This window comes from Vibrio celticus (assembly GCF_024347335.1).
Taxonomy (GTDB): domain Bacteria; phylum Pseudomonadota; class Gammaproteobacteria; order Enterobacterales; family Vibrionaceae; genus Vibrio; species Vibrio celticus.
Map to the genome: position 1 here is coordinate 925,649 of NZ_AP025463.1, position 21,635 is coordinate 947,283.

At 44.2% G+C, this 21,635-nt stretch carries 21 protein-coding genes, 1 tRNA gene and 2 pseudogenes; 17 read left to right on the plus strand and 7 right to left on the minus strand.

Features of this window, described 5'->3' with window-relative positions:
• The first annotated feature begins 11 nt into the window (after window positions 1-11).
• Window positions 12-1,130, plus strand: a complete 1,119-nt coding sequence (gene rnd / locus OCV19_RS04400) for a ribonuclease D (RefSeq protein ID WP_050620928.1) — start codon at window positions 12-14, stop codon at window positions 1,128-1,130.
• A 129-nt stretch (window positions 1,131-1,259) separates the two neighbouring features.
• On the opposite strand, the gene minE is transcribed toward rnd, so the two are convergent.
• The 3 genes from minE to minC are packed head-to-tail and all read right to left on the minus strand — an operon-like array spanning window position 1,260 to window position 3,026.
• Complete coding sequence (gene minE / locus OCV19_RS04405) at window positions 1,260-1,523, minus strand: cell division topological specificity factor MinE (RefSeq protein ID WP_050711744.1); 264 nt, start codon at window positions 1,521-1,523, stop codon at window positions 1,260-1,262.
• Window positions 1,524-1,529: 6 nt separating this feature from the next.
• Window positions 1,530-2,342, minus strand: coding sequence for a septum site-determining protein MinD (minD, locus tag OCV19_RS04410; protein WP_009848498.1), 813 nt, complete (start codon window positions 2,340-2,342; stop codon window positions 1,530-1,532).
• Window positions 2,343-2,363: 21 nt separating this feature from the next.
• Complete coding sequence (gene minC, locus OCV19_RS04415; RefSeq protein WP_017063419.1) at window positions 2,364-3,026, minus strand: septum site-determining protein MinC; 663 nt, start codon at window positions 3,024-3,026, stop codon at window positions 2,364-2,366.
• Window positions 3,027-3,246: 220 nt separating this feature from the next.
• Here minC and OCV19_RS04420 point away from each other — a divergent pair, with 220 nt between their 5' ends.
• The 5 genes from OCV19_RS04420 to OCV19_RS04440 all read left to right on the plus strand — a co-directional run bounded on the left by OCV19_RS04420 (window position 3,247) and on the right by OCV19_RS04440 (window position 9,041).
• The gene (locus OCV19_RS04420) at window positions 3,247-3,537 is read left to right on the plus strand and encodes a YcgL domain-containing protein (protein WP_017062372.1); all 291 of its coding nucleotides are present in this window, start codon (window positions 3,247-3,249) and stop codon (window positions 3,535-3,537) included.
• 30 nt (window positions 3,538-3,567) lie between these two features.
• Complete coding sequence (locus tag OCV19_RS04425) at window positions 3,568-4,566, plus strand: lytic murein transglycosylase (protein WP_065676602.1); 999 nt, start codon at window positions 3,568-3,570, stop codon at window positions 4,564-4,566.
• 170 nt (window positions 4,567-4,736) lie between these two features.
• Window positions 4,737-5,657 (plus strand): LysR family transcriptional regulator, encoded by a 921-nt coding sequence (locus OCV19_RS04430; protein ID WP_017063421.1) that lies wholly within the window; start codon window positions 4,737-4,739, stop codon window positions 5,655-5,657.
• Window positions 5,658-5,862: 205 nt separating this feature from the next.
• Window positions 5,863-7,062: a NupC/NupG family nucleoside CNT transporter gene (locus tag OCV19_RS04435; RefSeq protein WP_048610444.1), complete on the plus strand. Its 1,200-nt coding sequence runs from the start codon at window positions 5,863-5,865 to the stop codon at window positions 7,060-7,062.
• A gap of 164 nt (window positions 7,063-7,226) precedes the next feature.
• Entirely contained in the window at window positions 7,227-9,041 is a 1,815-nt protein-coding gene (locus OCV19_RS04440; protein WP_065676591.1) for a cation:proton antiporter, read from the plus strand.
• 125 nt (window positions 9,042-9,166) lie between these two features.
• Here OCV19_RS04440 and folD read toward each other — a convergent pair whose 3' ends face one another.
• Window positions 9,167-10,024, minus strand: a complete 858-nt coding sequence (folD, locus tag OCV19_RS04445; RefSeq protein ID WP_017062367.1) for a bifunctional methylenetetrahydrofolate dehydrogenase/methenyltetrahydrofolate cyclohydrolase FolD — start codon at window positions 10,022-10,024, stop codon at window positions 9,167-9,169.
• Between the two features lie 211 nt (window positions 10,025-10,235).
• On the opposite strand from folD, the gene OCV19_RS04450 reads away from it, so the two are divergent.
• Window positions 10,236-10,312 (plus strand) — tRNA-Arg (locus tag OCV19_RS04450).
• A gap of 208 nt (window positions 10,313-10,520) precedes the next feature.
• On the opposite strand, the gene OCV19_RS04455 is transcribed toward OCV19_RS04450, so the two are convergent.
• Together OCV19_RS04455 and OCV19_RS04460 are read right to left on the minus strand one after the other, a co-directional pair.
• Entirely contained in the window at window positions 10,521-11,015 is a 495-nt protein-coding gene (locus OCV19_RS04455) for an IucA/IucC family C-terminal-domain containing protein (RefSeq protein ID WP_065676592.1), read from the minus strand.
• Complete coding sequence (locus OCV19_RS04460; protein WP_206377700.1) at window positions 11,002-11,145, minus strand: hypothetical protein; 144 nt, start codon at window positions 11,143-11,145, stop codon at window positions 11,002-11,004. The genes OCV19_RS04455 and OCV19_RS04460 overlap by 14 nt, the downstream gene beginning before the upstream one ends.
• 27 nt (window positions 11,146-11,172) lie before the next feature.
• Here OCV19_RS04460 and OCV19_RS04465 point away from each other — a divergent pair, with 27 nt between their 5' ends.
• The 8 genes and pseudogenes from OCV19_RS04465 to OCV19_RS04500 all read left to right on the plus strand — a co-directional run bounded on the left by OCV19_RS04465 (window position 11,173) and on the right by OCV19_RS04500 (window position 17,175).
• On the plus strand, window positions 11,173-12,060 hold the full coding sequence (locus tag OCV19_RS04465; protein ID WP_065676593.1) for an iron chelate uptake ABC transporter family permease subunit: 888 nt from the start codon (window positions 11,173-11,175) through the stop codon (window positions 12,058-12,060).
• Entirely contained in the window at window positions 12,047-12,562 is a 516-nt protein-coding gene (locus OCV19_RS04470) for a nitroreductase family protein (RefSeq protein ID WP_065676594.1), read from the plus strand. Before OCV19_RS04465 ends, OCV19_RS04470 begins: the two co-directional genes overlap by 14 nt.
• Window positions 12,563-12,594: 32 nt before the next feature.
• Window positions 12,595-12,888 carry a hypothetical protein gene (locus OCV19_RS04475; RefSeq protein WP_065676595.1) on the plus strand — a complete coding sequence of 98 codons (294 nt, stop codon included), beginning with the start codon at window positions 12,595-12,597 and terminating at the stop codon, window positions 12,886-12,888.
• A 238-nt stretch (window positions 12,889-13,126) separates the two neighbouring features.
• The gene (tnpA, locus tag OCV19_RS04480) at window positions 13,127-13,444 is read left to right on the plus strand and encodes an IS66 family insertion sequence element accessory protein TnpA (protein ID WP_065676596.1); all 318 of its coding nucleotides are present in this window, start codon (window positions 13,127-13,129) and stop codon (window positions 13,442-13,444) included.
• Window positions 13,441-13,794, plus strand: a complete 354-nt coding sequence (tnpB, locus tag OCV19_RS04485; RefSeq protein WP_065676597.1) for an IS66 family insertion sequence element accessory protein TnpB — start codon at window positions 13,441-13,443, stop codon at window positions 13,792-13,794. The genes tnpA and tnpB overlap by 4 nt, the downstream gene beginning before the upstream one ends.
• Window positions 13,795-13,853: 59 nt before the next feature.
• The gene (gene tnpC, locus OCV19_RS04490) at window positions 13,854-15,383 is read left to right on the plus strand and encodes an IS66 family transposase (RefSeq protein WP_065676598.1); all 1,530 of its coding nucleotides are present in this window, start codon (window positions 13,854-13,856) and stop codon (window positions 15,381-15,383) included.
• A gap of 33 nt (window positions 15,384-15,416) precedes the next feature.
• Window positions 15,417-15,758: pseudogene (locus tag OCV19_RS04495) on the plus strand (IucA/IucC family protein); the annotation flags it as partial.
• Between the two features lie 94 nt (window positions 15,759-15,852).
• The gene (locus OCV19_RS04500) at window positions 15,853-17,175 is read left to right on the plus strand and encodes a serine/threonine-protein kinase (protein WP_065676600.1); all 1,323 of its coding nucleotides are present in this window, start codon (window positions 15,853-15,855) and stop codon (window positions 17,173-17,175) included.
• 3 nt (window positions 17,176-17,178) lie between these two features.
• Here the strand turns inward: OCV19_RS04500 and OCV19_RS04505 are convergent.
• Window positions 17,179-18,449, minus strand: a pseudogene (locus tag OCV19_RS04505) (IS4 family transposase).
• Window positions 18,450-18,616: 167 nt separating this feature from the next.
• Between OCV19_RS04505 and OCV19_RS04510 the strand changes: the two are divergent.
• Window positions 18,617-19,213, plus strand: a complete 597-nt coding sequence (locus tag OCV19_RS04510) for an ECF-type sigma factor (RefSeq protein ID WP_083994267.1) — start codon at window positions 18,617-18,619, stop codon at window positions 19,211-19,213.
• A gap of 166 nt (window positions 19,214-19,379) precedes the next feature.
• A complete protein-coding gene (locus tag OCV19_RS04515; RefSeq protein WP_065675634.1) occupies window positions 19,380-21,623 on the plus strand; it encodes an Ig-like domain-containing protein in 2,244 nt (747 codons plus the stop codon).
• The last annotated feature ends 12 nt before the right edge of the window (window positions 21,624-21,635 follow it).

Consider the following 21,635-nt stretch of genomic DNA (forward strand, 5'->3'; position numbering starts at 1 on the left):
TGAGAGTTTTTGTGGATTATCAAATCATTACCCAATTGAAAGACCTTGAGCGAGTTTGCCAACAAGCACGTGAAGCCGATGTCGTTATGCTTGATACGGAGTTTGTTCGTACAAGAACCTATTACCCTCAATTAGGCTTAATTCAGTTATTTGATGGTGAAACGCTGTCACTGATTGACCCTATTGCTCTTGGTGAAATGACACCATTTGTTGGATTGTTGAAAGACGCTTCTGTTCTGAAAGTGCTGCATGCTTGCGGTGAAGATTTGGAAGTGTTCCAAAACGCATTTGGCTGCACACCAACCCCAATGGTTGATACACAGATCATGGCAGCTTTCTTAGGTCATGGTTTATCAACGGGCTTTGCTGCTCTGGTTTCAGAGTTTGTTGGTGTTGATCTCGATAAGAGTGAATCGCGCACTGATTGGCTGGCGCGTCCGCTTTCTCAAAAGCAATTGGACTACGCAGCGGCAGATGTGCATTACCTAATGCCAATGTACAACAAGCTTCTAGAAAAAGTGATGGAAGCTGGCTGGTGGGAAGCGGCTCAGCAAGAGTCTGATTTACAAGTTGCCAAACGTATCCGTAAAGTAAACCCAGACACTGCCTACCTTGATATTAAAGGGGCGTGGCAGCTTAAACCTAAGCAGCTAGCGATCTTACGACCTTTAGCAACTTGGCGTTTAAAAGAAGCAATCAAGCGCGATTTGGCGCTGAACTTTGTCTTCAAAGAACAAGACTTATGGGCTGTGGCGCGTTTTGCGATGAAAGATCCTAAGCACATGGAGCAAGAAGGTTTCGATTACCGCTCTGTGCGTCGCCATGGTGCGAAGATCAGCTCAATTGTTAAGTTAGCTGAACATACACCAGAAGAAGAGTACCCAGCACCAGTAGAACGTCTAATGGACTTCCCTGGCTACAAGCAACTTTTCAAAGTGTTGAAAGATGAAGTTAAAACGGCATCACAGCACAGCGGTTTAGCGACGGAATTCTTGGCATCTAAAAAGCAACTTAACCAAGTGTTAAGCTGGGTGTGGAAGCACGATCGTAACCCAGAGAAGCTGCCTGATGTTATGCAAGGCTGGCGTTTAGATGTGGTTGGCGAAAAGCTGAGTAAAGCGATCAAATAACCGCTTGCTGCTTTAAAGCCTAACTTAGTTACAGCTATAAACTGCAGATACAAAAAAGAGAGCCTAGGCTCTCTTTTTTTATTCAATCAATACAAGCAAGTGTATTCCTGCCAATCTTGTTCAGAAAGATTATCGCTCTTCTTCTGGAAGCTTAACATTCAGCTCTAGCACTGAGATGTCGTCATCTTTGTGTTCAAAAGTCAGATCAACCATTGATGGATCAACCTCAACGTATTTGGCTATACACTTCAAGATGTCTTCTTTTAGTTGCGGCAGGTAAGACGGCGCTGGGTCGTCATGGCTGCGTCGTTCGGCAACAATGATCTGCAAACGTTCTTTGGCTAGATTTGCAGTGGTCTTTTTCTGTGGTCTAAAAAACTCTAATAATGACATTGTGCATTAGCCCCCGAACAGTCGTTTGAAGATGCCTTTCTTCTGTTCCGTTAAGAAGCGGAAGTCAACTTGGCTACCCAGTAGTCGCTCTACAGTATCATTGTAAGCCATACCTGCGTCGGTTGCTTCGTCAAAGATAACGGGAACACCCTTGTTCGATGCATTCAGTACCGCTTGGCTCTCTGGAATCACGCCCAGTAGAGAGATGTGTAGGATCTCTTCAACGTCTTCAACACTTAGCATCTCACCTTGAGTTACGCGTGCTGGGTTGTAGCGAGTCAATAGAAGGTGTGTTTTCACTGGCTCTAAGCCGTCTTCTGAACGACGAGATTTAGAGTCAAGAATACCTAGAATACGGTCTGAGTCGCGTACAGAAGAGACTTCAGGGTTAGTCGTTACAATCGCTTCATCAGCAAAGTACAACGCCATTAGAGCGCCTTGTTCGATACCCGCAGGAGAATCACAGATGATGAAATCAAAGCCCATTTCATCTAGCTCATCAAATACGCGACGAACACCGTCTTTGGTTAGTGCATCTTTATCACGAGTTTGAGAAGCAGGAAGAATGAACAGGTTCTCTGTGCGCTTGTCTTTGATCATCGCTTGGTTCAGCGTGGCTTCACCATTGATAACGTTAACGAAGTCGTACACAACACGACGCTCACAACCCATGATTAAATCTAGGTTACGCAGACCGATATCAAAGTCGATAACTGCGGTTTTCTTCCCTTTTAAAGCCAGACCTGAGGCAATAGCTGCACTAGAGGTCGTTTTGCCTACCCCGCCTTTACCTGACGTTACAACGATAATGCGTGCCATTCTGTTTTCCTTTTATTTCTCTTATATTGCGAGGACATCAACGTGTAATACATCGTTTGCCATACTGAACATGGTTTTCTTCTGCCAGTACTCGCTTTCAATTTGATCGCTGAGCCAGTAATTTCCAGCAATGGAAACCAGCTCGGCTTGTAAGTCATTACAAATTATTTTTGCTTCAGTTTGACCACTTGCACCCGCAATCGCACGGCCGCGTAAAGTGCCATGAATATGGATGCTGCCATCGGCAATCACTTCCGCGCCTGCACTCACATGGCTGAGTATCAATAGATCGCCATCTTTCGCGTAAACCTGCTGACCAGAACGAATAGGGGTTCTAATCACTTTGATTGGTGCCATCTTCGCTGGAGCTTGAGATGGTGACTTGCTTGCCGTCATCACCGCAAAACCGGCTTCTTTGGCGAGATTTTGCATTCGCTTATCAGAACAGCCAGCCACACCAACCGGGATCATGCCCGCTTGAGATATACCATTTTTAAGTTGCACAAAATCGATATCGCCCGCGACTTTGCTGATGTTGATAACAACAGGTGCGGCAGCAAAAAACGTAGGTGCTTGGTCTACTTTCTCTTGAAGAAAAGAGACTGCATTTTCGACTTGATCATCGGATAAGTGCAAAACAGATAGCGTAAAGCTGCTACCTTTTAGATCTGGGTTACTAGACATCGAAAAACTACAGGACCTCAATAGCGAATTGGTACAATTTCTTTATCAATAAAATAAAGGGCATTGCCTGAAACTAGGTTTATCATGTTATATTCCCAAACCAAGCACAGCAAGTAATCTTGTTGTCAAATGGACGTTTTGTTCCCAATATTTCCCTAACATAAACTATTGATCTCGCAAGTGAGAGTTTTGTAGTCATAATCAATTAAAAAGGTTTGTCATGCTGTGTTCTATATATAAAAGCTCAAAGAAAGAAGGAACATACCTTTATATCCCTAAGAAGGATGATTTTTCACAAGTTCCTGACGCATTGATGCAAATGTTTGGTAAACCTAGTTTTGTAATGGTAATTAAAATGGACGGCCGTAAACTGGCTCAAGTGAACATCGAAAAAGTGAAAGAATCACTGAATACCGATGGTTTCTTTTTGCAAGTTCCGCCACCACCAGTTAACGAACTTGAGCTTCATAAAGAGCGTAAAGCTCAACAGAAATCTCAAGACGAAGAGTGATAGCCACCTCAATTCAAGGAGGAGTGATTGTTGAGTAAATTTTCGAATACCATATTGGCTGTGTCGGCATTACTATTGGGTAATAGCTTGACCATTAGCTCAGTACACGCTGAAGAATTGAGCTTCGAACAATATGTAGAAAAACTAAAGCAACAAGGCCGTGAAGAAGGCATCTCTGAAACGATCATTGATCAAGCCTTTGATGGTGTAACGTTTAAGCCAAGAGCGGTGAAAGCCGACAAGAATCAACCTGAGAAAAAACTGACTCTGGATGAATACATTCCACGAGCAGTGCCTGATTGGAAAGTGAAGCAAGCCAGATCACTTTATAAGAAGCATTACACAGCGCTAAAGCGTATTGGTGATGAATATGGTGTTCAACCAAGATTCATTGTCGCGCTATGGGGTGTTGAGAGTAACTTTGGTAAGTTCACTGGTAACTACAGTGTTATCGATGCGCTAACGACCATGGCTTACGAAGGACGCAGAGAAGCGTTTTTCCGCAGCGAAGCGATGGCGGCGTTGAAGATTCTTGATCAAGGCCATATTGCACCAAAAGAGATGAAAGGCTCTTGGGCGGGCGCAATGGGTCAGCCTCAATTTATGCCAAGCTCATTCTTAGCATATGCGGCTGATGGTAATGGCGACGGTAAGAAAGACATTTGGGGCACTGAAGAAGACGTATTTGCTTCAGCGGCAAATTATCTCAGCCAATCAGGATGGGATGACAAATATACTTGGGGTCGTCAGGTTCATGTTCCGTCATCTGTGTCGATCGATTTACAAGGTCGAACTGAAGACAAAGCGAAATACTTAAAAGAGTGGTCTGAACTCGGTATTAAGCGCTATGACGACCGCCCACTGCCAACGCTCGATGAAGACATTAAAGCTTGGTTGATAATGCCAGATGACGAAGCGGGTCGTTCGTACCTCATTTACAACAACTACAATGTGTTAATGAAGTGGAACCGTTCTTACTACTTTGCTTTGGCAGTAAGCCATCTAGCCGACAGAATTAAGTTTGATTAATAGACCCATTTGATTAATAGACTGAATTTGGTTAATAGCCCTAGGCCGCTTTGAATAGCATTTGGCCTACCATAGGCAGAACGAACTAAAGGACTCTTCGGAGTCCTTTTTGATTTTATATTTCAGAGATTTAATAAGGTGATCTTGTGCTAACAGATAGAGCTGCACAGATGGTGATATTCCATGCGCTGATCAAGCACGAAGGCTTTACCAGTGCTGCAAAAAGCTTGAACGTTTCGGTGTCTCATATCAGTAAGCAAGTCGCTTTGCTTGAAGACTCAATCGGCATCAAGTTGGTGCAAAGGACAACACGAAGCCTCACGCTGACTGAAGCGGGAGACGTGTTCTATCAACATTGTGAGCAGTTGTTTAACACGGTAAAAGCGGCTCAGATGGATATGGACAGCCAGCGCGATGATATCTCTGGAATCTTGCGCGTCGGGTTGTCGCAGTCATTTGGTACACTGCATATCATTCCGGCGATTGATCAACTCAGACAGCTTTATCCTCAGTTGAGAATCGAGGTCCACTTGTTCGACTATAAGGTGGACATGATTGAAGAGCGCTTGGATCTCTGGATCACCAACAATGAAGACTTGCCTGAAGGTTACATTGCGCAGCGTTTAGCCGACAGTCAGTTTGTGGTGGCTGCGTCACCGGATTATCTGATTAAGGCTGGGACGCCACATGTACCTTCCGATTTGATTGACCATAACTGTCTTATCTATCGCAGCCGTGAACGAGATTACACATCGTGGGCGTTTGACAACGGGCAAGAAAACCTCAGCGTCAAAGTCGCGGGCGATTACTCAGTTGATTTGGCTGAGGCAGTACGAGACGCGGCAGTATCAGGGTGGGGCGTTGCTTATCTGGCGACTTACTTAGTGAAAGAAGAGTTTAGAACGGGAAAATTGATTCAAGTATTACCAGAGTGGAGAGCCAGTCAGCTAATGCCATTCTATGCTGTTTATCCAAGCCGAAAGAACATGCCGAAGAAGCTTTCAGCTGTGATTGAGTTCATTAAAGATCATATCGGGTCGCCGACGTATTGGGACAAAAACCTCAAAACGTGCGTTGAACTGCATCGCTAACTGTTTCCTAGTCTATAAATATAATTTCCATATGGAAAAAGTACGCTTTTTAATCAAAGTTAATTATTAAAATTCAATAACTTAATTATACTCATAGTTATATCGTGATTACCCCAACATCACGTTAACAACCTCAGCTTGCCGCAAACGATTTCCTCTATAGAATGCGTCGCCTTTCCTATCTACAACTTTTAGGTTGACGCACATGGCTTCCCTACTTGGAATTATCACTATTTTAGTTGCCGCTTGGTTACTATCTACGGACAGAAAAAATATTCCACTAAGAACAGTCTCTTTGGCTTTCTTATTACAAATCTCATTCGCGCTATTGGTTCTGTATGTACCAATGGGTAAAGAAGCGTTGAATGCAGCCACAGGTGCGGTATCTAGCTTGATCAACTACGGTCAAGAGGGGATTAACTTCCTATTTGGTGGCTTAACGAATAACGGATTTGTTTTCGCGATTAATGTTCTGGGCATCATTATCTTTTTCTCTGCACTGATTTCAGGCTTGTACCACATCGGCTTTATGCCAAAGGTGATCAACCTTATTGGTGGTGCGCTACAGAAATTCTTGGGCACAGGTCGTGCGGAATCACTGTCTGCGACTGCCAATATCTTTGTCGGCATGATTGAAGCGCCATTGGTGGTTAAACCTTACTTAAAGCACATGACGGATTCACAACTGTTTGCGGTGATGGTGTGTGGTTTGGCGTCTGTAGCTGGTGGTACGTTAGTGGGTTATGCATCGCTTGGCGTTGACCTAAACTTCCTGATCGCTGCGGCATTCATGTCTGCACCAGCCGGTCTATTGATGGCTAAAATCTTAGTACCTGGCAGCCCAGATGACGCTCAAGAAAATATTGAGTCTGATGTAGAAATTCCACGAGCAACAAACGTCGTTGAGGCAATGGCAGATGGGGCTATGTCTGGACTTCGTATTGCCGTTGCAGTGGGTGCAACACTTCTTGCCTTTATCAGTGTGATTGCAATGCTAAATGGCTTGCTAGGTATCGTTGGCGGCTGGTTTGGCGTAAACCTAAGCTTCGAACTTATCCTAGGTTATGTATTCGCACCCGTTGCATGGCTGATCGGTGTACCGTGGTCTGAGGCTGTGGTTGCGGGCTCATTGATCGGTAACAAGATTGTCGTGAACGAGTTCGTGGCTTTCATCCAGTTAATGGACGTAAAAGACGCACTGAGTGAGCATTCACAAGCGATCGTAACTTTCGCTCTATGTGGCTTTGCTAACATCTCTACCATGGCGATTCTTATCGGTGGTTTGGGCAGCTTAGTTCCAGAGCGTCGTTCTTTCATCTCACAATATGGCTTCAAAGCAATTTGTGCAGGTGTGTTTGCTAACTTAATGAGTGCCGCTATTGCTGGTGTTGTACTTTCTTTATAGTTAACTGATCATGACTTTACTCCCCCTATAGTAAAGTGACTGATTAATCACAATAATATTCGGTTAGCGTGAAAAAGAGAGCCTATAGTGTAAGAACGTAGGCTTTCTTATTTCATTGAATAGTTTGTACCACAGGGTGTGGTGCAAACCTTTTAGGGGCACAAATGGATTTGTCGATTACTTCTTCTTTGGCGTTAATTGGACTCTTGTCTTTAGCTTGTCAGCTGCTCGGCTGGCGTTTACGTCTTCCCGCTATTCTTCCTCTCCTAATCGTTGGCCTGTTGTTAGGTCCTGGCCTGAATATTCTAAATCCCGATGCCATTTTCGGTGATGTGCTGTTTCCTATGATTTCATTAGGCGTTGCCATCATCCTGTTTGAAGGGGCATTAACCCTAAATTTCAAAGAGATCAGAGGCCATGGTCGGATGGTGACTCATCTCGTGAGTTTCGGCATGTTGATTACATGGGCGTGTATCGTGGCGGGTGCTTATTACTTTGTGGATTTCAGTTGGCCGTTAGCCGCTCTATTTGGGGCATTAGTTGTGGTAACTGGCCCTACTGTAATCGTGCCCATGCTACGCAGTATTCAGCCTAAATCTTCCTTAGGAAGTATCTTGCGATGGGAAGGGATAGTGATTGATCCGATTGGCGCTCTGTTTGCGGTTCTCGTTTACGAGTACATAGTTTCTTCTGCCGACCCTACCGGACACGTTCTGTCAGCTCTGGGCCTGACGTTAGTCATAGGTTTAGGCTTAGGGATCATCGGTGGCCATTTGATTGCCAAGATGCTGCAAGGGCATTGGGTACCGCACTATTTACGTAATGTGGCTGTGCTGACGCTAATGTTGGCGGCGTTCTCGTTTTCCAATGATCTGAGTGAAGAGTCTGGTTTATTAACCGTGACCATCATGGGGATCTGGCTTGCCAACGTGAAGGGCTTGGATATCGAAGACATCATCGAATTCAAAGAAACCTTAACCGTGTTGCTTATTTCTGCGTTGTTTATTCTGTTAGCGAGCAGGCTCGATTCAGGAACCTTCCTCTCGATAGGTTGGGGTGGGGTTGGCCTGTTAGCGATAGTGATGCTGGTGGCGCGTCCTTTGAGCGTGTGGTTCAGCGGGATCGGTACGGATCTTACTTCTGCGGAAAAATGGTTTTTGAGCTGGATGGCGCCGCGCGGGATCGTGGCTGCCGCGGTTTCTTCTCTGTTTGCAATCAAGCTTCAAGAAAAACAATTGATAGAAGGTGCAGACCTGCTGGTACCAATGGTGTTCTTGATCATCATCGGTACAGTTGTGATTCAAAGCCTCACCGCGAGTTGGTGGGCAAGAAGGCTAGGTGTGACTCAAGAGAAGGCACAAGGCGTTATCTTCTTTGGTGCGACTCAGTTTTCACGCCAGTTTGCCAAAGTATTGGCGACACACAACATCAATAGTGTGCTTGCCGATACCAACTGGGAAAGCATTCGCTTAGCACGCATGGATAACTTGAATGTCTACTTTGGTAACCCAGCTTCGAGTCACGCTGAAAATAATCTGGAATTGGATGGAATAGGGCGTGCGATGATCGTGTCGCCTTATCGTCAAACCAACCCGTTAGTTAGCATGCACTATCAAGACGAGTTTGGTGGAAATAAGGTGTTTGAGCTTGAATCCTCAGAGAATAAACATGAAAGGCACCAGGTGAGCCGCGATGGCAATAGAAGTCTGTTTTCGGAAGGGGTTACCTATTCTAAGCTTAACTCACTGATGGCTCAGGGTAGCCAAATTAAAAGTACAGGTTTGACCGAGGCATTTGATTTAAAAGAGTTTAATGCTTTGTATCCTAAAGCCATTCCTCTTGGGGTGATCACTGGCGGTGATTTCCGTTTAATGACACAAGGATCTGAGTTGGAAAAACTCATATCAACGGAGTGTGAGCTTATTAGTTTATTACCGCCTTCTGAACAGACGGAAAAAGTTGATAGTCCAGATAAGTAGCAACGAGCGCTTCATCAAAAGCGAGTCACCCCGTTTTAAAAACGAATAGCTAAGTACCAAAGCATCAAAAAAGCCGCAACGTTCATCACGTTGCGGCTTTCTAATTTATTTATATGCGCTGCGGACTATTTCGAGTGAAATTGCTCACAAGCGATCATGGTGTTCTCGATTAGGCTCGCCACCGTCATTGGGCCAACACCACCCGGCACAGGTGTGATGAAGCTTGCGCTTTCTTTCGCTACGTCGTATTCAACGTCACCCACTAGTTTGCCAGATTCCAAACGGTTGATACCCACATCGACCACAACAGCGCCTTTCTTAATCCAAGCGCCAGGAATGAAGTTAGGTTTACCAACGGCAACTACAACAACGTCTGCTTGACGCACGTGACCTTCAAGGTCTTTGGTGAAGCGGTGACATGTTGTCGTCGTACAACCTGCTAGAAGAAGCTCTAGCGTCATTGGGCGACCTACGATGTTTGATGCGCCAACCACAACCGCGTGCTTACCACGTAAGTCGATGTTGTAACGGTCAAGCAGCGTGATGATGCCTTTTGGCGTGCAAGAGCGAAGCTTAGGCATGCGCTGAGCCAAACGGCCGACATTGTAGGGGTGGAAGCCATCAACGTCTTTTTCTGGCGTGATACGCTCAAGAACGTGAGTGCTATCAATGCCTGCTGGTAGAGGCAGTTGAACAAGAATACCGTCGATTTCTGGATCGTCGTTCAGTTGGTCTACCAGTGTTAACAATTCGTCCTCTGTCGCAGTGGCTGGCAAGTCGTAAGATTTAGATACGAAGCCAACTTCTTCACACGCTTTACGCTTACTTCCAACGTAAACCTGAGAAGCAGGGTCTTCACCCACTAAAACAACCGCTAGGCCCGGAGCGCGTAATCCAGCTTCAGTACGAGCTTTTACACGTGCAGCAACTTCGGAGCGAACCGTTTGAGAAATTAGCTTTCCATCAATATTTTGAGCAGTCATGAATTTCCTTAGTATTGATATTCAAGTTAGTGGCTGATGTTTTTGGCGCATTATTCCAGAAAATCTTTTTGATTACCATCAAGCAAACGTTTGCTTTGGTCTATTTTTCAACACTTATATGTTTGTTGGCCTTTTTTTACCCACTTAGATCAGAATGTTACATAAAGCCGTTGCTTTACTGATTCGAATTCGTATAATTCGTTCCTGTAGCGCGCCCTTAGCTCAGCTGGATAGAGCACCTCCCTTCTAAGGAGGTGGTCGAAGGTTCGAATCCTTCAGGGCGTGCCATTATTCTATAAGGCCTGATAACTTTTTAAGTTGTCAGGCCTTTGTCGTTTCTGGCCTTTGTAGTTAAGTATATGGTCAAGTAACGATGAATCTACAGGTATGGCAAAGTGAAAAAAAGCCCACGATCAGAGGTCAATTAAGTGGGCGAATAAATCTTAACTTGTCGCTTCAAAGTTTGCGATAGCTCCTCTGGCGACTAAAACATAAGCTATTGCATGAGTGGGTTATTAATTGGCTTTCCAATATCGGGCAGTGGTCTTTCGTTCGTATCCCCATAACCAATCTTAAATCTGACTCGATTTATGCAAATTTTGTCGATTTGTGGAGTCATCAAATCAAATTGATTAAACCTCTCTTCAAGGTGTGAATGTTGTTCTTTATACGCCTGAATTACACGACGTAATAAGCGATAGAAGTCTACCTCTTCGAAGCCCAACGCCGCGATTCTCGGAGAAATAAACCTTAACACCGTAGCAAAGTGACCGGTTAATAAGTCGTGGACCAAATAGTGTGGCGGTAATCGTGTGAGGTTTTCTTTGATAGATCCGTCAAGCGAGTTTAACTCGGGAAACTCTTGATTGACGATTCTTAAGTCGCCATGGAAGTCTTTGATAATACAACCACAAGGTATATTGTCTTCTAGAACTAGAGTGATGTTTTGTCCATGCGCAACAAGACCAACGCCATACTTACACAACGCCATACTTACACATCAAATGGTAGAGTGGGACTACGACATGGCTAAACAGTTTTTCTAGCCACTGCTCAATAGTGATACCTGATGCATCGATTAGAGAACCAATTAAAGGCTTTCCGTTGAGGTCTCCTTGCATCAAAGCTGCCATAGTGATTGGACGTTTATGTTCTGCAATGATGTGCTCAGCACGCTCACGCCAAATGCACCCCAGATTGTTTTAGCAGGACTTGCAGGACTTGCAGAACTTGCAGGCTTTGCATTGGCTTGCGGGGGGACTTTGCTACAAACACTATTCAGAAATCCGTTAGCAAGCCCTGATATTTCAGGGGTCAGTACCAGTTCTGTCTTAATGATCGCTTGTCTGCTGGTGGTTTTCCCGGGAGCCAGTCACAACATGATCGTTTTAGCCGGCCTAACCGGTGCTCTTGCCGTTATAGCGCTCCTTTTTTGGGGGCTTAAATCACAACTTAGCGTCTCTCAACTCGCGCTGTTTGGGATTGTCATCTCTGCATTTACTGGCACTGCCACTCACATCTTGTTGACTTTCGGTAGCACAACATCAACGGTCACTCTCATGTGGCTGTCTGGTACAACTTATGGCACATCTGCTGGAAGCATTATGCCTTTGGCTATTACGATCGCTTTGTCACTTATTGTTATGGTTCCTATTCTACGAAGCCTAGACATCACGCCTTTGGGAGAAGTGATTCCTCAAGTCGTGGGGATTGCTCTTACCCCTTACCGCTTAGTGCTGCTCGGAGTTGCTGCTCTATTAACGGCGGTTGCAATATCAACTGTTGGTGCAATTAGCTTCGTTGGCTTGCTAGCGCCACATTGCGCGCGTCTATTGGGTTTGTATCGCCATGTTCATCTGATTCCCGCCGCGGGTCTTACTGGTGCGTCTCTTTTAATTTGGGCTGACGGAATAGGACGCAGCCTTATGCCTCCTTCTGAAATAGCAGCTGGCTTGGTCGTGTCTATTTTAGGAAGCCTTTGCTTCTTACTTTTACTACTAATCGGATATCGAAAACAACGTCATGGAATTGATTAAATTTCTTCAACAACGTGTCTCTTATCATGTTCATGAGTTATCTCTACCAGCTCCGGCTGGGTGTGATTTAGAGACCATACTGCAAACCGCAATGAGTACTCCAGATTATGGGAATCTTAACCCTTGGCATTTTCTAGTGATAGACCATGAACAAGTTGAAGCACCGGTTGAATTATTGAGTGCCGCATGGGTTGCGTCTGATGTGAATGTAGGTAAAGGGCAAGTCAAACGACTATCAAGTTATTTACGCCAAGCTCCGATCCTTTCTGCGGCTGCAGCATGCCAAATGATACTCCTAGGAGCGGATGCGAGTGGTTACGGTGGCGTTTGGTATTCGAAGGAAGCCGTGGACCTACCAAATGTGAAAGAACATCTTCACCTTAATGAGAGTCATGTTCCTGTGGGTTTCTTGGTACTAGGTACTCCTGTAGAAACACGTAAAAAACGTAGACGGTGCGCAAAACCGCTGACATCAAAATGGTCGCCACAGACGACCTACTAAATTATGAAATGAATCCTAAGAGATTGAGTTAAATGACGCATTTACTTACGATGCAGCACTTCTTAAACAGCTTGCTGCTTGAAACATCTGAATATCAAATTAAGGACAACAGTATTCGTGTTGATTTGAACGGTCATGGGCAATTAGAGATACCTCTTACCTATGTATCAGCCTCAGGTCGTCATCGATATAGTGGAAAAGTACTGCTTCGAGAGCTAGATAAATTATCACAAATACCGTTTTCTCAGGCTGCTTCTTTGTTAGTTGAACGTTACTTCCCTGAAGTTGATAAAGATAAAAAAAACGCTTTTTTTACAACGTGTTGAAAATTCAAATGATTATGTAACGTGGGTATCTTCCGCATTGGCTTTGCATCAATACCAACATGATTTGAAAGGTTTTATCACATCAGAACAGGCACTTAGTGGTGGACACAGTATGCATCCAGCCCCTAAGTGTAATGAACCTCTGACCCAACAAGAGCGTAAGCGTGTCACGAACCCCGCATTCTAATTAACCAGCACGAAGAATAAGATCATCTCTCCAAACCAAAGGAGAGTTGAAATGGCAAAACGACGCACCGACCTAGAATGGCAATCACTGTTTGAGCAATATGAAAGCAGCAGTGTTACCCAACGCGCTTTTTGTGAAGAGCATGGACTGAGTTTATCCACGTTCTTTGCCAAACGGCGTCAATTCCAAACTGCAAACCAATCGGGATCTGTCGGATTTGTTAGAGCCGAAATCGTTGAAAAGACAACCAAGTATCAGGCCCAGATAGCTACGGCTAACATGACACTTCTCATCAATGATGTGGAGCTGAGCATTCCTCAAGGTACGCCAGCCACCTATCTTGCTGAACTCATTGGAGCGTTGTCATGAAAGGTATGCTCAGCGCTCCAAACATTTACCTTTATCGTGAAAGCGTCGATTTTAGAAAGTCCATCAACGGTCTTGCCGCGATTATCGAAAATGATACGGACTTACCTCTTGGCAGCGGTGCGCTGTTCCTGTTCACTAATAAACAGCGCGATAAGATTAAGGTGCTGTACTGGGATAAAACAGGCTTCGCCCTCTGGTATAAACGCCTTGAAAAAGCCAAGTATAAGTGGCCTTCAAAAGAGAAAAATCAGGTGTTTACCCTCACTCAACTTGAGCTTGATAGACTGCTTTCTGGCTTCACAATTATCGGTCACGAACCCATCAAAATAAACGATTTTACAATGAGTTAATCAAGAATAAAGCCTTATATACTAAGCGTTAACGGCACGATTTCAGTATAATCAAAGCCATGAAAAAGACACCAAATATCAATCCTGAAAGCCAAGATGTTGCCGAGCTACAAGCGATGGTAGCCGCTCTGATGTCGGAGAAAAATGAGTGGAAACAAGAGCGTCAATCGCTGCTTGAACAACTCAAACTCGCCTTCGACCGCCAGTTCGCGAAACGCTCGGAGGCGTTAAAGCCTTACGATGAATCACAAGGTGACCTCTTCAACGAAGCGGAATGTGAAGCCGTTAAAGAAGACGAGGTTGAGGTGACAACGACGACCACAACGAAAAAGCGTGGTAAACGTAAACCTCTGCTTAAGACCTTACCTCGTGAGGTTATCGAACTCGATTTAGATGACCATGAAAAGCAGTGCGCTTGCTGCAATCATGGCCTGCATAAAATCGGGGAAGACCGCAGCGAGAAGCTAGAGTTCACGCCTGCGGTACTCAAGGTGTTGGAATATGTTCGCCCTAAGTACGCTTGCCGCCAGTGCGAGAAAACAGGTGACAGCAGCCGAATCGTTCAGAAGCCATCCCCTCAGAGTCTCATCCCTAAAAGCTTCGCCACAGAAAGCTTGCTGGCCAACATCATTCTTGGCAAATACCAATACGCGATGCCACTTTATCGCCAAGAATCTCTGTTTACCCAGTCGGGTATCGAGCTATCACGCACCACGATGGCTAGGTGGGTCATCCAAGTCAGCGAGAAGTTCGCCCCGCTGTATGCCGCCTTGAAAGAGCACCTACTTCAGCAGGTGGTGGTTCAGGCGGATGAAACGCCGCTCAATGTGCTCAAGGAAGAGAAGCAGTGTTATATGTGGCTCTACTGCTCAGGCGCTGACTCGCCCGAAGCGGCACTACCGAATGTGAAAAATATCGCCTTTTACGACTATCAAAACAGTCGCGCGAGGGCGTGTCCCGTGGACTTTTTAGGTGACTACAACGGTTATCTACAAACCGATGGCTACGCGGCCTATGATGGTCTGCATCACGTCACCAATGTGGGGTGCTTAGCGCATGCACGTCGCAAATTCATGGATGCTAAAAAGCTTCAAGGGAAAGGTAAATCGGGCAAGGCTGATAAGGCGCTGGCTAAAATCCAAAAACTCTACGGGATAGAATCACGCTTGAAAGGTGCGCCTGCCGAAGAGCGAAAAGCAGAGCGTCAAGCGCTTGCCAAGCCAATACTGGATGAGCTTTACCAATGGATGACGACCCAGAAGGTGATTGGCTCTAGCCCACTAGGTAAAGCGATAAAATACACACTCGGGCAATGGCCAAAGCTCATTCGTTATATCGACGATGGTCACTTATCTATCGATAATAATCGCGCTGAACGTGCAATTAAACCACTGGTCATTGGCAGGAAAAATTGGCTATTCTCCAACACACCAAACGGTGCTGAGGCGAGCGCGATGCTTTACAGCATCATCGAGACCGCGAAAGCCAACGGTCTTATCCTCTACGACTACATGGTCAAGTGCATGAAAGAGCTGGCGAAAGAAGAGCCTGATATCGACGCACTCCTACCTTGGAACTTCAAACACTGATAAGTCGCTCCGTGGGTTCATGGGGCGGATACACAAGAGCAAGAAGCGTACTTACCTGAATTCGCTGGTGAATTCGCATTGGAATGGTTTGCCGTAAAAGAAGATAAGCTCGCTGGCGAATACGTTTCGGGGAGTATGAAATATGAACTAAAAGAAATGTTTCTGAGCTGTCACACTCAAGGTGGTTCTTCATTACCAGATGCAGACTGGGTGCCAATTCCCATGCATCCGCTGCAAGCAAGAGAGTGGCGAAAAGCACAAGAAAATTGTCAGTTTTTTGCATTTCAGGGCAATCTAATCTTCTTATTGAGATATGACACGTTAACACCTGAAGTATTACCATCTTCAATGTATACATTATTTATTAGTGTCTAATTATCGAAAACTGTATCAATTCATTTCTAGGCTATGTAAGTAGGTTTATAATTGTATTATATCAGACGAGTCACGATTGTTACTGGCATCAAAAATGAATACAGATCTCGGTAGTACCGAAATTTTTTATCAAATGATTGATATGGATCCAAAAAATTGGCGTTCAATGCTCTCAGAATTAAACCAGGGTTCCCCAGAAGTCGCTCAAAGGGTATCCGATCTACTTGTGGCTCATGATCAGCAATGTTTGAGCGAATTGTTAGATGTCCATTTATCTTCCTCAACGTTCAAGATTCAGTCATTTGAAAATGACCTCGTTGATGGTCGCTACTTGATTGGTCATGAGTTAGGCAAAGGTGGTTTTGGAGTAGTTTATTTTGCTTCTAGATGTGATCATCTATTCGAACATAACTACGCGGTCAAGTTTTTCAACTCCGAAGCATTTGATATTTTAGGTGAAGAAACGTTGTTCACTGAAGCTCAGATAATGGCAAATCTCAGTCATTCTAACATTACTAAGGTTTATGACGCTGGCCTTCATAAAGGGTTTGCTTATATTGTAGCGGAATACGTGGATGGTTGTTTACTCGATGAATACCTGTCAAGCACTCCCCTTTCTTTTGATCAAAAGCTCATTTTGTTTCGAGATATTTGCTCTGCTATCGAGTATGCGCATGAACTGAAAGTTCTACATGCTGACTTAAAGCCAGAAAATATACTCATAAATAGTCATGGGATTCCCAAGATTATCGATTTTAATTTAACTCAAACTCTTAGATGTTCTAGTGAGCCCTTGGGTAACTCTTTCCGTGCTGCAAGTCGAACTTATGCTAGTCCAGAACAAATTGTAAGTGGAAGCTTGGATGAAAGATCTGATGTCTTCTCTTTAGGCCGAATTTTACAAGAGATGTTTCCAAACGATACAGCACCTAGAGATTTAGTCCGAGTATATCAATATGCCACCAACTTGAACCGTACTCGTCGATATCAAAGTGTTCGTGACCTAGCCAGTGATATAGAAAATGTAAGGTGTTGCTATCCATTAAATTATCGCAACCAACATTGCATTTATAGGGCAACTAAGTTTATTCAGCGTTATCCCGCCAGCACTGTTTATGCCTCTTTTATTATTGCAATTTTGACTACAGCCTTGATCGCTCTTTCAATCGAGGCGAAAAATCTTAGTCGTCAAAAGCTACAGCTTGATTCGATCATATATGACGCAACATCGATGGTTTATCCATTGAATAACTCCTTACTGGATTGGGATGAAATTATTCGATCGCGAAATAACATTGTCGTCGATGTAGATGTTTATGGTGAAGGGATTAACTCCGAAGTTAATAGGGAGTTGTTTAATGAGACTTTATACGACTCTTGGATTGCAACAGGTGATATTGAACCCATCATAGACTGAACCTTAAGCATTAAGACCAGCATAAATCCCGTCTAACGTGATGTTTTTCTTTGACTTCCTCTGGGCGGACTTTTGTGCGTTCTTAAATATATAGCTAGAGGCCCATTCCAGTTTATTGCCTATTTCTGACCATGCCTTGTGGCTGATACATTCAAATATGGGCAACAGCCACACATCCACATTTTTTGCCGCCTTAAACAGCGAGACCGATGGCATTATCTGAAGCGCAGTACTGCGCCTGATGATCAGCGAGAGTAAACTGGCCCAGATAAGCCCATCAACGATGGCCTTTTGTGCGGTGACAAATCGTTGCCAGTTTGTGTGAGATTTTAATTCTTTAAAAAGCAACTCCACCTGCCATCGACAGCGGTAGATCGCCATTATGTCATCAGCAGTATAGGTACCTGAAGGCAAGTTAGTTAACCAAATACAGAATCGCTTTTCTTCGGCAAACCAACGTCTTACCACTCTAAATTCTTGCTTACCACTACGAACTTTAAGGTCGAGTACCTGTGAGCGATTAGTACCTCGAGTGATGTCTTTGAGCTTCTTTCCTTCTAGTTTAGATAAATGCCGGCCCTGACCGTTTCTCGCTTCTATAACATGAGGATTCAGGGACTTTGCTCCTCGAAAAAATATAGAAACCACCATACAGTTCAAGCTCAGTAAAGAATTGGAAGTCAGGGTACCCTGCGTCAGCCAACAACAATTTGTTACTCATTGTTTTGGGGGCGGGCAAAAAGTCTCTTTCTGATGCTGTATCAGCGCTGATGCTCATTGCGACTGGAGAAAAGCTTTTTTAAAGACATTGTCATATGGCATTCAACTGCGGCTGGATTGCGTTTAAATCGGCTCGGGTAAACGTTCGAAAGGTCACGATGAATGTGGAAAGAGCTACCATCTTGAAGCAGCACATCATCAAAGGTGGCGAGTTTATCTGGTAGGTTGGCACTCTGCTGGCGAGCAAACTGAGCTATCGCTCGCATGGCCAATTGGCGCATGAATATCGGAAATTCTTCTTTTCTTAACTGGTTATGGTAGGGCTTATAAGCCACAGTATTTTTAGCGCTTAAGCACATCCCATTGAATTGCCTTAGTAAATCGGCAATAGATGAGCAGTTTCCTTTGCTCAAAGCGGCCACTAGGCTTACTACTAGCTGGTCGGGTAAGATAGCCCGACATCGCTTCATAAGTCCTGTATTTTTCGCCATTTTTTGAAGGCTATCAGCATTAAAGAATTGCTTAAACTGCTTTTGTAGGGAGATAATCGTCATCGGCTTCACGGTTGATATGGGTGGTTTGTTTGGCGACGATTATCTGATCATAAATGAAGCCTTTTTTCTATCTAAATAAATAGCTTAGAGCTTAAGATCCTGTCTATGTTGAACCCATAGGGTCTCTAGTTGTTACTTATCCTCCGATTGTTTAAAGGTGATTAATTGTGTCGAAATCAAACAACCCGCAGATGCAAAAAGGTCTTACTGAACTCATTTCGCAATGGCAACATGATTGTAAAGAGTCTGAAGCTGAACTGTATCGATTGGCATACTCTAGGCTCAAAGAGTTGGCTCAATTACGTCGTTATAAAAGTGCAAAGGTATTTAACAAGCCTCTTGATGATACAAGCTATACGGCGACCATATTGACTCATGAAGCGTATTTAAAGGTAGGGTCTATAAGAAAAGGTGAAATAGAAGGTACGCGTGATTTTTTTTTAATGGCAGTTAAAGCGATGCAGCATATTCTCATTAACGACTCTTGGGCGTTGAAGGCTGATAAGCGTCAGGAAGACAATTTAATGTTCGTTGAAAACGCATTGTCAATCGAGTATTTATCTCTTGATAAACGTGTAGAGCTAGAAAAATCCTTGATGGACTTCACTCATCACTACCCCCGTCAATCCAATGTACTAAAACTAAAATACTACATTGGTCTAAAGCACCAAGAGATCAGTGAATTATTAGGTTGCAGTAACAGCCTGATTGATAAAGACCTCAAATTTGCCAAGAGTTGGCTCCATGATAAGTTGGCGGCTTAACTTCGCATAATTGGAAAAAATCAGAATTTATTTTACGAGTTTTCCATTATTCCCTGTGCCTTGCGAGTTCCAAGTAAACCTCTAAAAATAGTGATGTTTTAATTGTTACAGCCTACTGAAGTTGGCTGTATGAAGACTCATTGAATAGGTTTAATAAGGAATAATAATGAAAAAGCAAGGCTTGCTCGCAGCGTCAATTGCAATGGCTCTGGTTGGGTGTGGTTCAGACAGCGATTCGTCGAGCAACCCAACGACGTTTTCGATCACGGCTATTGATGGTTATTTGATTAAAGCGAATGTTTCGGTTGATACGACCAAAGATGGTATTTGTGATACGGACTTAACAGGCAAGAGTAGTCAAACTGATGTCGATGGGAAGGTAAACATTCCAGTTGCGCATCAAGGTGCCGTGGTGTGTGTTGAGGCAGTTGAAGGTCAAACAATAGACAGCAACCGTGGTCTGGTTCAACACGGCTTCACACTGGCTAATGCGGGCAGTGGCGCAATCATCAACCCAATGACTAATATGGTGAACAAACTGCTAGCTGCAGACTCGGAGTTGACAGTAGCTGAAGCTGAGGAGCAAGTAGTTGCTGCTATCACGGGTGACGAAGGTCTTGAGGTGTCACAAGCACTTATCTTTGGTGACTACATTGCAAATACCACAGAGCAAGCAGAAGCACTAAATTTGATTGGTGAAGTGCTGGTCGATCACTCTGACGAAGATATCGAAACTAAGCTGAAGCTGACTCAAGCTATGGCAGAAGCAACACAAGAGATCATTGAAGACGATAAGCAAACGCTAGATGATTACTCGCCAATTATTGATATTCCACCAGGTGGTGGAGACATTAGCGTTGAAAGAAATACTCGACCGAAAGTTGTGGGAGTTGCTGAACCTGTCAAACTGACGCTAGGTGAAGCATGGCGACCAAACAATATTGGCAACAAATTCGAGGATGCAGAAGGTCATCAAATGACCTTCACTATGGCAGTCGCTGAATTTGATGGTGATGGTGTTTTTGAAGGAGAGACTGGCCTGTCTATCGACTCGTTAACGGGCCTCATCACTGGCGAGCCAGAACTGGCAGGTAGCTTTGTTTACCATATCTTTGCAACCGATGAGTACGACGCACGTTCATACCCACTGACGTTTGAAGTAACCGTGTTAACGGATAACCAGCCTCCAGTTGTGGAGGAGGGCGAGCTAGAAAACCTACAGTCGACGATGGATCAATGGGTTCTGACAGAAGGCGAACTACTGACGGATACGCTAGATGTAAGCGAGCTGTTCACAGATCAAGATGGTGACGCTTTGGAATACAAAGTAGAAACGACGCTATCGACAGCCACTCGCACTGGTTTTAATGCCTTAGTGGATGATGAGGGTAGAGTGAGCTTTACTGGCCTGATTCCGCGTCCAGCTGCGGCGGGTGCAGAAACACTGATTGTCTCAGTCAATGATGGCGTAAATAGTGATTGGGTTTCGGCAACGTTAAGCTTCCCACTTATCGATGAGTCTTACACTCCACCCGTAGATGGTCACCCGTTAGAAAACCAAACTTGGCACTTTTTAGAGTGGGGTTCAGACGATGGTACAGACAGCGGTGTTAATGAAATCGATAGAGTCTGGTGTGATTCAATTCGTTTAAGTGATGGCAAAGTTTACTTTAATCAACGCAGCTTAGATAACCTGCAATCATGTGGTGAAGCGGATACTTTAGAAAGTGAAAGCTCTTACGTTATCAAAGAAGATATCGTTGAACTTACAATGAGCTGGGAGGATGAAGAAGACGGCATCCTATCAGAGATTATACACCTTAAAATTGTTGAAGATGCTGATGCAACAATGGGCTCAGGTACAAAAATGGTGTTGATGTCATTTGTTGAAGAAGACGAAGAGCATCAAAGACTTGCTTGGTACAGCAATAAGTCTTTAGCTGAAGCTCGTATCAACCTTGAATCTGATACTCACGATGGTGACAATGATTTCCCAATGTACTTACCAGGTATTGAGGATGGTCAGTATGAGTTAGGCTATGTTTCTATGTCTATGGGGTTACCTAATTCAAGTGATCAAGGTCAGTATGATGCGAATATCTTCTTTGATATCCCTGGGCATAATATTACTTGTGATGACTTAAGAGAGTTCTATAAACAGTTTTACATCAGTGGCTATGATGAGTCAGGTAACCGTTTTTATTCATATTCTGGCAATAGCTGGGACGGCGGCTTCGAGTGTTATGATAATCAAGAAAATGGCGTCAATTATGCAGGTATCGACTTTGATATTGATGAAAATTTAAAAGTTGGGAATGTGTATAGTTTTGTCGGCATTATGCAGTTTTCTGAACTCCAACACCTAGAAGAAATTAAGTTCAATATGACGTGGAAAGGCGAAAATAACTAATTCACGTTTATC